Here is a 13,374-nt window from a genome sequence, read left to right as displayed (position 1 = left end):
CGGAGCCCGCGAGAGGTTCCGTGGGAGGCGCGGTCCCCGGACCCGCTCAGCTTGCGCCACGCGGCGTCCGACCGCTACGGATCCGCCCGGACCGGGGCCGGCCCGTCCGACGGGGCCGACTCCCGGACGTTCATCGCCGGGCCGCCCCGGGGTCTTCCCGTCGCCATCTGCGGTGGCTAGCTTCCGGGCGTACCACCTGACTCGGGAGGATCTTTTGGCCACGGACATGTCACGGGACATTTCACGGCGACGGCTCTTCGCGCTCGGCGGTGGCGCCGTCGGCGCCGCCGCGGCGGGCTCCGTACTGCCGCCGTCCCTGCGGGCCGCCATCGCCGCCGAGCCACCGGCCGGGGGACTGGACGCCGTCCGGCACGTCGTGGTGCTGATGCAGGAGAACCGGTCGTTCGACCACTACTTCGGCACGCTGCGCGGCGTACGCGGCTTCGGCGACCGCAACGCCGTCGAACTGCCCACCGGCCGCCCCGTGTTCGAGCAGCCCGGCACCCTCGGCGGCGGCCCGGTCCTGCCCTTCCCCGTCCGCGAGGCCGCCGAGGCGCAGCTGAAGGACCTTCAGTACATAGGCGACCTCGACCACTCCTGGAACGGCGGCGCCAAGGCGTGGAACAACGGCTGGATGGACGGCTGGGTCTCCGCCAAGACCGCCGCCACCATGGCGTACTACGACCGCGCCGACATCCCGCTGCACTACGAGCTGGCCGACACCTTCACCGTCTGCGACGCCTACCACTCGTCCGTCCACACCTCCACCAGCCCCAACCGCAACCACCTGTGGAGCGGCTGGACCGGCCACGAGGCCGACGGGCGGCGTGCCGTGGGGAACGACGCGTACGCCGAGGGCACCCATCCCGGCTACGCGTGGCCGACATACGCCGAGCGGCTGGAGAAGGCCGGGCGGAGCTGGAAGACGTACACGGAGTGGGAGAACTTCACCGACAACAACATCGAGTTCTTCACCTCCTTCAAGAAGATCGCGCACAAGGCGCTCGCCACGGCGCGCTCTCTCGAAGGCGGCGGCGACTTCACCTACATGGAGGCCTTCTACGCCGCGGTGCGCGAGACGGACGACCCCGCCGCACGGGCGCGGCTCCTCGACGCGCTCGACGAGGGCGTCGCCACCCTCTCCGGGCCCGAACGGTCGCTCTTCGAGCGCGGGTTGCGGCGCGTCGAGTCCGGCACCCTCGCCGCGGCGTTCCGCGCCGACGTGGCCGCCGGGCGGCTGCCCGAGGTGTCGTACCTGGTGCCGTCGGCGGTCGACTCCGAGCACCCCGGCGCGTCCTCGCCGGTCGCCAGCGCCGGCCTCGTCCACCAGGTGCTCGACGCGCTCGGCGCGCACCCGGAGGTCTGGCGGCACACGGTCGTACTGATCAACTACGACGAGAACGACGGTTTCTTCGACCACGTCCCGCCGCCCGTGTCGCCCGTGGACGACCCCGACGAGCGGTGGGAGGGCCGCCCCACGGGGCTCGGCATCCGCGTGCCGCTGCTCGTCGTCTCGCCCTGGACCGTCGGCGGCTACGTCTGCTCCCAGGTCTTCGACCACACGTCGGTCGTCCGCTTCCTGGAGACGTGGACCGGCGTGCGGGAGCCCAACATCACACCGTGGCGGCGCACCGTCACCGGCGATCTGACGTCCGCCTTCGACTTCGGACGGGGCCGGCCACGCCCGGACGTCGAGCGGCCGGGGCCCGTCCCGCCGTTCACGGGGCGCTGGCGGCCGGTGCCGCCGACCGTGCAGCGGATGCCGGAGCAGGAGCCCGGTACGCGGCCGGCCCGCCCGCTGCCATACCAGCCGGACGCCTACGGCCGCCTCGTGGCGGGCCGCGCCGGGGGGCGCGCCCTTCGGCTCGAACTGCGCAACACGGGGCGGGCGAGCGCGCACTTCGCGCTCTATCCGTACGCCGGCGAGTTCGACGTCCCGCAGCACCGGGACGTAAGGGGCGCGGCGCAGTGGAGCGTGCCCCTTACCGGCGACGCCTACCGCTTCACGGTCACCGGCCCCAACGGCTTCCGCCGCGAGTTCGCCGGCCCCGTCGCGGGCGGCGGCGCCGAGGTCACCTCGTCCGTCGACCATCACGACCGCGATCTGCATCTCACTCTCCGTAATGAGGGTGATCTGCCCGTCACCTTCACGGTGCGCTCGCTCGGCTACGCCGACGAGGCCGATCTCGGCGACTGGAAGCGCGAGTTCACCGTCAAGCCGGGGCGCCGCCGCGGCGTCGTGCACTCGGCCGCCGACGCGCACGGGTGGTACGACATCGAGGTGACGGCGGGCCGGGGCTTCCGGCGACGGCTGATGGGCCACATCGAGAACGGGAAGCCGAGCGTCTCCGGCTGAACCGGAATTCGCACCTCCCTTTGATCGAACGCCAGGTCAACACTGTGTGAGGAACCCCACCAAACGGGCAAACGATCACGATTCGATGTCAGAGTTGGGCTCTCCGAACCACACAGGGGGAGCAGACCGTTGGCAGCAGTCGCGCGGTGGTGCGTCAGGCACCGGCTCCTGGTCGTACTCCTGTGGCTGCTCGCCCTCGGCTCCACCGGAGCCGGCGCCGTCGTCGCCGGGACCTCGTACTCCAACGACTACGAGGCACCCGGCACCGAGTCCGGCCACGCCGTCGAACTCCTGGAGAGCGGCTTCCCCGGCCGCGGCGGCGACAGCGACACCGTCGTCTGGCACACCGAACGCGGATCCGTCCGCGCGCAGGACGTCGAACTGCGCATGGGCGTCACGCTCGGTGAGATCGCCAAGCTGCCCGGCGTGGCCGGCGTGATGAGCCCCTACGCCCTCACCGGCGGCGGGACGGCCCCGGACCCACCCGGCCCCGACGACGGCGAGGGCGCCCGCCAGATCAGCGAGGACGGCCGCACCGCGTACGCCGTCGTCACCTTCGAGCAGCAGGTCGACAACATCCCCGCCGCCCAGGCCCAGGCCGTCGTGGACACGGCGAAGAAGGCGGCCACCGACGATCTCCAGGTGGAGCTCGGCGGCAGCGCCGTCGCCCTCACCGAAGGCACCACGGCGCACTTGGCGGAGGTCGTGGGCGTCGCCATCGCCGCCGTGGTCCTCTTCCTCGCCTTCGGGTCGCTCGCCGCGAGCCTGTTGCCCATCGCCAGCGCGCTGGTGTCCGTCGGGACGGCGTACGCGGGCATCGCGCTCCTCGGTCACGTCATGACCGTGGCCGACTTCGCGCCCATGCTCGGTCTGCTCGTCGGGCTCGGCGTCGGCATCGACTACGCGCTGTTCATCGTGACCAGACACCGCAAGGGCCTCAAACAGGGCCTCACGGTCACCGAGGCCGCCACCGAGGCCGTCGTCACCACGGGGCGCGCCGTCGTCTTCGCCGGGGCCACCGTCTGCATCGCGCTGCTCGGCATGCTGGTGCTGCGGCTGAGCTTCCTCAACGGTGTCGCCATCGCCGCCTCGCTCACCGTCGCGCTGACGGTCGCCGCTTCCGTGACCCTGCTGCCGGCCCTGCTGTCGTACACCGGCGCACACGCGCTGAGCCGCCGCGAGCGGGCCCGGCTCGCCGAACACGGTCCGCGGCCCGAACTGCCCACCGGCTTCGCCGCCCGCTGGTCCGCCTTCGTCGAACGCCACCCCCGGCTGCTCGGCGTCGCCGCCGTGGTCGTGATGCTGGTGCTCGCCCTGCCCACGTTCTCGCTCCATCTGGGCACCGCCGACCAGGGCAACAACGCGGCCTCCAGCACCACCCGGCAGGCGTACGACCGGCTGGCCGAGGGCTTCGGCCCCGGCGTCAACGGCCCGCTGACCCTCGTCGCCGAACTGGACGGCGCCGACGACCGGCTCGCGATGGACCAACTGCCGGACACGTTGCGCGAGTCGCAGGGCGTCGCCTCCGTCGGGCCGATCGTCTTCAGCGGCAGCGGCGACACGGCCCTGCTCACCGTCGTCCCCACATCGGCGCCGCAGTCGCAGCAGACCAGCGACCTTGTCGACCGCCTCCGTACCGATGTGCTGCCCCGCGCCCAGGACGGCACCTCCCTGGACGTGTCGGTCGGCGGTGTCACCGCGAGCTATGACGACTTCGCCGACGTCGTCATCGGCAAACTGCCGCTCTTCGTCGGCGTCGTCATCGCCCTCGGCTGTCTGCTGCTCCTGCTCGCCTTCCGCTCCGTCGGCATCCCGCTGAAGGCGGCGGTGATGAACGTGGCCGCCGTCGCCTCGTCCTTCGGGATCGTCGTCGCGATCTTCCAGTGGGGGTGGGGGAGCGAACTCCTCGGCCTCGGCAGCGCGGGCCCGATCGAGCCGTTCCTGCCCGTGATCATGGTCTCGGTCCTCTTCGGGCTCTCCATGGACTACCAGGTCTTCCTGGTGAGCCGGATGTACGAGGAGTGGCTGGAGACCGGCGACAACCGACGGGCCGTGCGGGTCGGCCTCGCCGAGACCGGCCGTGTCATCAACTCGGCCGCCGTGATCATGATTTCGGTCTTTCTCGCGTTCGTCCTCAGCGGGGACCGTGTCATCGCGATGTTCGGCATCGGGCTGGCCGCCGCGGTCGCACTGGACGCCTTCGTGCTCCGTACGCTCCTCGTGCCCGCCCTGATGCACCTGCTGGGTGGCGCCAACTGGTGGCTGCCGCGGTCGCTGGACCGCTGGCTGCCGCGGATCAGCATCGAGGCGCCCGCCGCTCGCCACGGGGCGTCTGGGAAGATCCCTGCACGGCGTGACGAGCGCGACGCGTGTGACAAGCGCGACGAGCATGTGGAGCACGCGGAACGTGCGGAGCACGTACCGCGGCGTGCGGGCCGTAGCTGAGCCGACCGGACCGAAGGAGTGCGATGTTCGCGATATCACTGGGTGACCAGGCGGAACTGAGACCGCTGGAGCCGTGGCAGGCCGAGGAGTTCCTCGCGCACATGGACCGCGCGAGGGAGCTGGTCACCGAACACGTCGGGCTCGCCGACGCCGTCAGCGACCTCGCGTCGGCGCGGTCGTTCCTCACCACGTACGCCCAGAAGCAGGCCGCCGACGCCGGACGGATCTACGGGATCTGGCTCGACGACACCCTCGTCGGCGGAGTGCTCTACCGGATCTTCGACGCGCCCGGTGGTAAGTGCGAGGTCGGCTGCTGGCTCGAACCGGCGGTGACGGGGCGCGGTCTGGTGAGCCGCGCGATACGGGTGCTCATCGACTGGGCGGTGGACCGGCGCGGCATCCACCGGGTGGAGTGGGTGGCGTCGTCGGCCAACCTCGCGAGTGTCAAGGTCGCCGAACGGCTCGGCCTGCGCCGCGACGGGGTGCTGCGCGAGAGCAACCTCCACCACGGGGTCCGGCAGGACCTGGAGGTCTGGGCCGTACTGGCTCCCGAGTGGCGTGAGCTGCGGCGGCACACGCCTTGAGGAAACTCTCATGGATCTCTCATACGGGCCGCCTACCGTGCGGCGCATGAACCCCACGACCAAGCCAGAACAGCCCGCTGACGAAAGCGGCGACAACGAGGCGGAGCGCGCCGTTCCGGCTGCTGCCGAGAAGCACGACGCGCCGGGCCCGATCCTGGCCAAGGAATCGGGGGAGAGCCCTGAGACGGGCGACGCCCATGGCGCCCACCGCGCCCACCGCGCCGACGGCGCCGACAACGCAGCGGACGACGGGGACGACGGCGACCTGCTGGACGACGACCTGGACGGCTACACCCCGCCGCCCTCCAGCGGGCTCGCCGCGGCGTCCACGGCGCTCATCTCCGTGCTGCTCTCGCTCGTCGCGCTCATCGGCACCTGGTCCGGCAAGGTGCTCTCCGAGCGCGAGACGCTCCAGGGCCAGATCAACCTCGGTCAGACCGGCACGACGGAACAGCAGATCTCCGAGGGCTTCGGCGACGCCTGGCACGCCATCGCGCTGACCAACGGCGTCTTCGCCGTGCTGGCGCTCATCGCCGGCCTGGCGGCGCTCGGTCTGCCGCAGCGCAACAGCTGGGTGCGTCCGTTCGCCGTGGCCGGTGTCGCCCTCGGCGCGCTCGCCCTGCTGATCTCCGTCGGCATGTACTTCGACCTCTTCGTGTCCCTGCCGGAGCCGCCGCCCCCGGCCCCCACCCCGCCGGCCGTCGGCTGACGCGGCTCGGCCGGGTCCGCCCGGTGATCGGTCTCTCCCCGATCGCCGGCCGGGCCACCGCACTGTCCTCAAGCGCCGGACGGGCTGATGCCCGTCCGGCGCTCGGCGTATCGGGCGGGGACTTCGACGACAGGGCCTGGGGCCTTAGGCCGCCGCGCCGCCCCCACAGGGGCGCCTAAGGCGTCCGCGCCGCGAAGATGCGGCACTCGCCCGATGCGGGCGTACCCCCTGGGAGACGAGTGTTGAGGCATCGGCAGGACGCCGAACCACTTCGTGACAGGGGAGTCGAGATGTTCGATTACGAGATGCACCAGCTGCGGGCGGCCGAGCTGATGCGCGAGGCCGACAACCGGCGGCTGGTCCGCCAGGTCCGCAAGGCCCGCAAGGAGGCCGCGCGCAACGCCGGGAACGACGCCGCTGGGCAGGTGGGATCGCACCGCGACCGGTACGTCAGCGCGGCCTGACGGGCGTACGGCGATGGCCGCCCGCCCCGACCTCCGTACGACGCCGGATCCGCGGTCGCCGTATGTGCCGATGGCACATACGGCGACCGCGATATCGAGTGCCGCGCTGTCATACCCCTGTGCGATGCTCGTCACTGTGGAGACCAAGTCAGTCAGTCCCGTGTTCGTCGGTCGCGACGGCGAGCTGGCCGTGCTCACCGACGCCCTCGCCCGTGCCGCCGCGGGCGAGCCGCAGGCGCTGCTCGTCGGCGGTGAGGCGGGGGTCGGCAAGACCAGGCTCATCGAAGAGCTGACCTCGGTGGCCTGCGGCGACAACGCCTTCGTCGCGGTCGGCGGCTGCGTCGAGATCGGCGGCGACGGACTGCCCTTCGCGCCCTTCTCCGCGGCCCTGCGCGGTCTGCGGCGGCTGCTGCCCGAGGAGATCGCCGCGGCAGCCGAGGGCCAGGAAGGGGAACTGGCGAGGATCCTGCCCGAGTTGGGTCCCTCGGTGAGCGACGCCCTGGGCGAGCACGGCACGGCCAGCCTCTTCGAACTCACCGTCCGGCTGCTGGAGCGTGTCGCCGCCGACCGTACGGTCGTCCTCATCCTGGAGGACCTGCACTGGGCGGACGCCTCCACCCGCCATCTGCTCGCCTACCTGTTCCGTACGCTGCGCCGCGGCCGGCTCCTGGTCATCGCCACCTACCGCGCCGACGACATCCACCGCCGGCACCCGCTGCGCCCGCTCCTCGTGGAGCTGGACCGGCTGCGTACGGTCAGCAGGATCGAACTCTCCCGCTTCTCCCGCGCCGAGGTCCGGCGGCAACTGCACGGCATCTTCGGGGACGAACCGGAGCCGCAGCTCGTCGACGAGATCTTCGGCCGCTCCGACGGCAACGCGTTCTTCGTGGAAGAACTGGCCGTCGCCGTCGAGTCCGGCTGCCGTTCCGGACTCACCGACTCGCTGCGCGATCTGCTGCTCGTCCGTGTCGAGACGCTGCCCGAGAACACCCAGCGGGTGGCCCGGATCGTCGCCGAGGGCGGCGCCACCGTCCAGTTCCCCCTGCTGCTGGCCGTCGCGCAGCTCTCCGAGGACGATCTGATCGAGGCGCTGCGGGCCGCCGTCGGCGCGAACATCCTCCTCACCACGGCGGACGGCGACGGCTACCGCTTCAGACACTCGCTCGTGCGCGAGGCCATCGGCGACGACCTGCTTCCCGGCGAACGCTCCCGGCTCAACCGCCGCCTCGCCGAAGCCCTGGAGGCCGACCCCACCCTCGTACGGGGCGACGAGCGCACCACCCGTCTCGCCGGCTACTGGTACCACGCGCACGACGCGGCGAAAGCCCTGCCCGTCGTCCTGCTCGCCTCCGTCGAGGCCCGCCGGCGCTACGCCCACGCCGAGCAACTGCGGCTGCTGGAGCGCGCCATGGAGCTGTGGGACGCCGCGCCCGACGACGTACGGGCGTGCCTCAGACCCCCGGACGACATCGAGGCGTACCCGCCCCTCGCCGAAGGCGAGAGCGCCCCGCTGCGCTATCTCGACCTGCTGGCCGAGGCGACCGTCGCGGCCCGCTTCGGCGGCGAACGCGAGCGGGCCCTGGCGCTGTCCAAGAAGGCCATGCGGGTGCTGGAGACCGTCGAAGATCCGCTGCGCGCCGCCTGGTTCTGGACCCAGCGCTCACGGCTGGTGCAGCAACTGACACGCGGCGACGGCTGGGAGGAACTGGCCACCGCCCAGGACCTGGTGCGCGGTCTGCCACCCTCCGCCGTGCACGCCTCGGTGCTCTCCGACGTCGCGAGCTGGGGCGCCCTGCACCGTCCTGGACCCAACAGCCTGGCCGCCGCCGACCGCGCCGTGGAGTACGCGCGCCTCGTCGGCGCGGAGAACATCGAGCTGAACGCCAGACTCACCCGCGGCTGGCTCACCACCGAGTCGGGATCCATCGAGGAGGGACTCTCCGAGATGTACGCGGTACGGGACCGCGTCTTCGAACTCGGCAATCTGGTCACGCTCGGCATCCTGAGCCGCATCAGCATCAACCTGCCGTCCACACTGGAGAGCATGGGCCGCGCCGAGGACGCGGTCGCCGCCGCCGAATTCGGCATCACCCTCTGCCATCAGCACGGTCTGTCCGACACGGAAGCCTGGATCCGGGTCAACCTGAGCGAATCGCTCTTCTCGCTCGGAAGGTGGAACGAGTCCCGGACGGCCGTCGACGAAGCGGCCCAGATCGCGCTCGCCCCCAAGGCGCGCGCCCTGGTGGCCGTACGACGCGCGACGCTCGCCCTCGGGCGCGGCGACGCGGCGGAGGCCGAGAGCCAAGTGACGCTGGCCCGCGCGGCCTTCGGCCCGCACGACCCACAGCCGCAGGACGTGATCGCGCCCGCCAGGCTGGCGATGGTCAGCGCCGCCCGGCAGGGCCGGCTCGCCGAGGCCCGCGCCGAGTTCGAACAGGTCGCGGCGCAGGGCTTCCCGCCGGGCATGCAGCGGTACGCGCTGCCGCTGCTCTGCTCGGCCGCCGCGATGGAGGCGGACGCCCGCGGCCTGCCGGAGGCCGATGCGGGCCGGGAGTCGATCCTGGCGACCGTCCGCGACCACGCCAAGCGACTGCCCGCCGTCGTCCCGATCTGGCACGCGTACTCCCTGCTGCTCGAAGCCGAACTCGCCCGCGCCGACGGCGTCGTCGCCCCCAAGCTGTGGGCCCGCGCGGTGGCCGCCTTCGACGCGCTGGCACGGCCGTACGAACTCGCCGGCGCCCGCCACCGCTGGGCGGCGGACCTCCTCGCCGCGCCCGCCGACCGGGAACAGGCCGCCGCACTCCTGGTCGAGGCCCACACCGCGGCGAAGCGGCTCGGCGCGCGGCTCCTGATGGAGGAGACGGAACTCCTCGCCGGCCGGGCGCGGATCAGCCTCTCCACCACCCCACGGCTCGCCCCTGCCCCCGCCCCGCAGGCCGACGCTGTCAGCTCACTGGGCCTGACCCCGCGTGAACAGGACGTCCTGCGCCGCGTCGCCGAGGGTTTCAGCAATCGCCAGATCGCCGAGGAGCTGTACATCTCACCCAAGACGGCGAGCGTGCACGTCTCCAACATCCTGGCCAAGCTCGGCGTCTCGGGCCGCACGGAGGCGGCGGCGATGACCCACCGCCTGCGCCTCTTCAACGACCTGGAACCAACACGTCCGTAAGGCTCCGCTCGCCGGACGGGCACGCTCCGTCCTCCAGCGCCGGACGGGCTGTGTGCGTTGTCCTCCAGCGCGGGGCGGGCCGACAACGCACCCCGGCGTTCTCGCTATGTCACCTCCAGTCGAAGGATCTTGTCGTCTCCCGGCTTCGGGGTGCCCCGGCCGTCCGTATTGCTCGTCATCAGCCAGAGCCCTCCGTCACTCGTCGCGACGACCGTGCGCAGGCGGCCGTACTCGCCCCGCAGGAACGCCTCGGGCGCCGCCGACGGCTTCACACCCGCCAAGGGGATCCGCCAGAGACGTTCGCCGCGCAGCGCGGCCATCCAGATGGACCCCTTGGCGAAGGCGATACCGCTCGGTGAGGCATCGCTCGTCGGCCACTCCTCCACCGGGTCGACGAAGCCCGGCTTTCCGCCCTTGCCCTCGACCTCCGGCCAGCCGTAGTTCTTCCCCGGCTCGATCAGATTCAGCTCGTCCCAGGTGTTCTGCCCGAACTCCGAGGCCCACAGCCGCTTATCGGAATCCCAGGCGAGACCCTGCACATTGCGGTGCCCGTACGTGTAGACGACCGAATCCGCTTCCGGATTGCCGTGCACCGGCTGCCCGTCCGGGGTCATCCGCAGAATCTTCCCGCCCAGGGACTTCTTGTCCTGCGCGAGACCCGTCTCACCCGTCTCGCCCGTGCCCGCGTAGAGCATCTTGTCCGGGCCGAAGGCGATCCGGCCGCCGTTGTGGATGTTGCCCTTCGGGATGCCCCGCAGAACCGTGTCGGGCGCGCCCAACTGCTGGCCCACCGGCCTCTTCGGGTCGTACAGCATGCGGGCGATGCGATTGTCCGATTCCGTCGTGAAGTACGCGTACACATAGGTGTCCGAGGCGAACGACGGGGAGATCGCGAGGCCCAGCAGACCGCCCTCGCCACCGGGCGCGACCCCGGGCACCTGGCCCACCTCCGTCTTCTTTCCGGTCTTCGAGTCGACCCGCGTGATCGTCCCCCCGTCGCGCGAGGAGACCAGCAGATCTCCCTCGGGCAGCGCCGCCAGGCCCCACGGCGACTTGAGATCCTCGGTCAGCGTGGACACCACCTTCGCCGAGCCCTTCGCGGGCGGCGCCGACGGCTTCGCCTCGCCGTCCGCCGGCGTCGCCCCGCCGGACACCGACGCGGACGGGGAACCCGCCGAACCCGCCGGCTTCGCCGTGCCGCCGGAGGACGAGCACGCGGTCACCACGAATAGCGCCGCTGCGGCCAACACGGCCGTCACTGGAGCACGTTGCACGGTCTTGATCCCTTCGACGGCTGCGTCTCTACGTTTCATACACCGCAGCCCGCGTTCAGGTTCCCATTCACCCGGTATCAGTTCCACGACTCCCACGCCGCGGGCAGCGCGGCGATCTCGGCCAGATCCGCCGCCGACAGCTCCAGGTCGGCCGCCCGCGCGTTCTCCACCGCCCACCGCTCGCGCTTCGCCCCCGGAACGGGCACCACCTGGGGGCCGCGCCCCAGCACCCACGCCAGCGCCACCTGCGCCGGTGTCGCCCCGTGCCGCTCGGCGACCCGCCGCAGCCCCGCCACCACCGGCTGGTTCGACGCCATCATCTCTGCCGTGAAGCGCGGATGCCTGGCCCGTACGTCGTCCGGCTCGAAGCCCTGTCCGGGAGTGAGCGTGCCGGTCAGATAGCCGCTTCCCAGCGGCATCGCGGCCAGGAACCCGACGCCCCGCGCCGCGCACCACGGCAGCAGCCGCTCCGTCGCCCGCGCGGACCACACCGACAGCTCCGCCTCCACCGCGCTCACCGGAAACACCTGCTGCATCCGCTCCAGCAGCCGGATCGTCGCCCCGAACCGGTCCGTGCCGTCACGGCGCGACGCGCGGGCGTCCACCGCGCACATCCCCAGCGCCCGTACCTTGCCCGCCGCCACCAGCTCCGCCATCGCGCCCCAGGTCTCCTCGACCGGCACCTCGGGATCGGCCCGGTGCAGCTGGTAGAGGTCGATCACGTCCGTCCGCAACCGCCGCAGCGACGCGTCGCACGCCCGGCGCACATAACCGGGACGGCCGTTGGCGACGATGTGCTGATCGCCCACCAGCAGACCGCACTTGGTGGACACGAACGCGTCGTCGCGCCGCTGACCGAGCACCCGCCCCAGCAGCAGCTCATTGGTGAAGGGGCCGTACATGTCAGCCGTGTCGAGCAGCGTCGTACCGGCGTCGAGCGCCGCGTGCACCGTGCGCGACGAACGGTCGCCCCGCTGCTCGGAGGCGCTGTAGGCCCAACTCATGGGCATACAGCCGAGCCCGACGGCGCCCACCGTGAGTGCTGTCGCACCGATCGCCCTGCGCTCCAACTGCCCCGCCCCTCCCGCTTCCTTCCGTGCCCGCTCCCGACGGCCACGCTCCAGCTAACCTCATCGCTTCGCCGGCGCCGCTCCACCCCGGCCCCCGGCCCCGACGCGGCCCCGGCCCGTACCGGCCCGCGGGACGCCCTTCAGCGACCCCATGGGCTTCGCATAGCCTCCTGGCCATGACTTCAGACGTATGGCTGCCGATTCCGGCCGACGAGATCGAAGGGCTCCCCGAGGGCCTGAACTACCTCCACTGGGACGGTGCCCCCGCCTATCCCGCCGACCCGGCCGACTGCGCCTTCTACGTGGTCCCCTACATGAAGGGCATGGACGTCGCGCTCCAGCCGCTCGCCGCGATGACGTCCGTACGCGTCGTCCAGACCCTCTCGGCGGGCATCGACCACGTGTCACCCGGACTCGACTCGCTGTCCCCAGGCGTACGCCTGTGCAACGCCAAGGGCGTCCACGAGGCCAGCACCGCCGAACTCACCATCGCCCTCGTCCTCGCCTCGCTGCGCGGCATCCCCGGCTTCGTCCGGGGCCAGGACGCCGAGGAGTGGAGGTCCGGGTTCTACCCGGCGCTGGCCGACAAGTCCGTACTGATCGTGGGGTACGGCTCGATCGGCGCCGCCATCGAGGACCGGCTCGCGCCCTTCGAGTGTGCGCGGGTGGCGCGCGTGGCGCGCTCCGCCCGCGCCTCCGAGCGCGGCCCCGTGCACGCATTCACCGATCTGCCGGACCTGCTCCCCGAAGCCGACGTCGTGATCGTGTCGACGCCGCTCACCGAGGAGACGAGGGGCCTGGCGGGCGCCGAGTTCCTGGCCCGGATGAAGGACGGCGCGCTTTTCGTGAACGTCGCGCGGGGACAGGTCGCCGACACCAAGGCGCTCCTCGCCGAGCTGGAAAGCGGCAGGATAACGGCCGCTCTCGACGTCACCGATCCCGAACCCCTCCCGGCGGGCCATCCCCTCTGGCATGCTCCAGGTGTGGTCATCAGCCCTCATGTGGGCGGATCCACCTCGGCATTCATGCCCCGCGCCAAGCGCCTGCTCGCCGACCAGCTCACCCGCTACGCGGCGGGGGGCGCCCTGCGCAACGTGGTGCTCACCACCGGCTGAGCCGCCGTCGATCCGCACTCGGGTACGACAACTCCCCTGCTCGTCACGGAGAGTAGAAGAACTATGTCCCTGAGTGACGGGTCTGGTGTATCGTCCCGATCTGGGGGCCACGTCGCGCGAGGGGCGCTGTGGCGGAGCGATCAGAATCCGAGGGGGGCGACGGGCGATGTACTGCCGATGGACGAACG

At 71.8% G+C, this 13,374-nt stretch carries 9 protein-coding genes; 7 read left to right on the top strand and 2 right to left on the bottom strand.

What is annotated here, in order from left to right:
* Positions 1 to 226: 226 nt before the first annotated feature.
* From OG700_RS09900 to OG700_RS09875, 6 genes are all read left to right on the top strand, one after another.
* Positions 227 to 2,356, top strand: a complete 2,130-nt coding sequence (locus tag OG700_RS09900; RefSeq protein ID WP_405611904.1) for a phosphocholine-specific phospholipase C — start codon at positions 227 to 229, stop codon at positions 2,354 to 2,356.
* Between the two features lie 129 nt (positions 2,357 to 2,485).
* On the top strand, positions 2,486 to 4,801 hold the full coding sequence (locus OG700_RS09895; protein WP_405611902.1) for an MMPL family transporter: 2,316 nt from the start codon (positions 2,486 to 2,488) through the stop codon (positions 4,799 to 4,801).
* Positions 4,802 to 4,824: 23 nt separating this feature from the next.
* Positions 4,825 to 5,385, top strand: coding sequence for a GNAT family N-acetyltransferase (locus OG700_RS09890; protein WP_405611900.1), 561 nt, complete (start codon positions 4,825 to 4,827; stop codon positions 5,383 to 5,385).
* Between the two features lie 46 nt (positions 5,386 to 5,431).
* A complete protein-coding gene (locus OG700_RS09885; protein ID WP_405611898.1) occupies positions 5,432 to 6,094 on the top strand; it encodes a hypothetical protein in 663 nt (220 codons plus the stop codon).
* A gap of 290 nt (positions 6,095 to 6,384) precedes the next feature.
* Positions 6,385 to 6,558 carry a hypothetical protein gene (locus tag OG700_RS09880; RefSeq protein WP_405611896.1) on the top strand — a complete coding sequence of 58 codons (174 nt, stop codon included), beginning with the start codon at positions 6,385 to 6,387 and terminating at the stop codon, positions 6,556 to 6,558.
* A 70-nt stretch (positions 6,559 to 6,628) separates the two neighbouring features.
* Entirely contained in the window at positions 6,629 to 9,727 is a 3,099-nt protein-coding gene (locus OG700_RS09875) for an AAA family ATPase (RefSeq protein ID WP_405611894.1), read from the top strand.
* A 104-nt stretch (positions 9,728 to 9,831) separates the two neighbouring features.
* Here the strand turns inward: OG700_RS09875 and OG700_RS09870 are convergent, their stop codons facing one another.
* Together OG700_RS09870 and OG700_RS09865 are read right to left on the bottom strand one after the other, a co-directional pair.
* Positions 9,832 to 10,986: a PQQ-dependent sugar dehydrogenase gene (locus OG700_RS09870; RefSeq protein ID WP_405611892.1), complete on the bottom strand. Its 1,155-nt coding sequence runs from the start codon at positions 10,984 to 10,986 to the stop codon at positions 9,832 to 9,834.
* A gap of 92 nt (positions 10,987 to 11,078) precedes the next feature.
* On the bottom strand, positions 11,079 to 12,071 hold the full coding sequence (locus OG700_RS09865; RefSeq protein ID WP_405611890.1) for an aldo/keto reductase: 993 nt from the start codon (positions 12,069 to 12,071) through the stop codon (positions 11,079 to 11,081).
* A 176-nt stretch (positions 12,072 to 12,247) separates the two neighbouring features.
* Between OG700_RS09865 and OG700_RS09860 the strand changes: the two genes are divergently transcribed.
* A complete protein-coding gene (locus OG700_RS09860) occupies positions 12,248 to 13,186 on the top strand; it encodes a 2-hydroxyacid dehydrogenase (RefSeq protein WP_405611888.1) in 939 nt (312 codons plus the stop codon).
* Positions 13,187 to 13,374: the final 188 nt, after the last annotated feature.

Origin of the sequence: Streptomyces sp. NBC_01508, from assembly GCF_045040315.1 — a bacterium.
Classification (GTDB): domain Bacteria; phylum Actinomycetota; class Actinomycetes; order Streptomycetales; family Streptomycetaceae; genus Streptomyces.
The sequence above is the reverse complement of the archived record's forward strand: the minus strand, read 5'-3'. Positions and strand labels throughout refer to the sequence as shown.

Excerpts from the sequence above, each read along its gene's own strand:
- OG700_RS09860 (WP_405611888.1), top strand. The coding sequence starts at position 12,248 with ATGACTTCAGACGTATGGCTGCCGATTCCGGCCGACGAGATCGAAGGG.
- OG700_RS09875 (WP_405611894.1), top strand. The coding sequence starts at position 6,629 with ATGGCACATACGGCGACCGCGATATCGAGTGCCGCGCTGTCATACCCC.
- OG700_RS09900 (WP_405611904.1), top strand. The coding sequence starts at position 227 with ATGTCACGGGACATTTCACGGCGACGGCTCTTCGCGCTCGGCGGTGGC.
- OG700_RS09880 (WP_405611896.1), top strand. The coding sequence starts at position 6,385 with ATGTTCGATTACGAGATGCACCAGCTGCGGGCGGCCGAGCTGATGCGC.
- OG700_RS09890 (WP_405611900.1), top strand. The coding sequence starts at position 4,825 with ATGTTCGCGATATCACTGGGTGACCAGGCGGAACTGAGACCGCTGGAG.
- OG700_RS09885 (WP_405611898.1), top strand. The coding sequence starts at position 5,432 with ATGAACCCCACGACCAAGCCAGAACAGCCCGCTGACGAAAGCGGCGAC.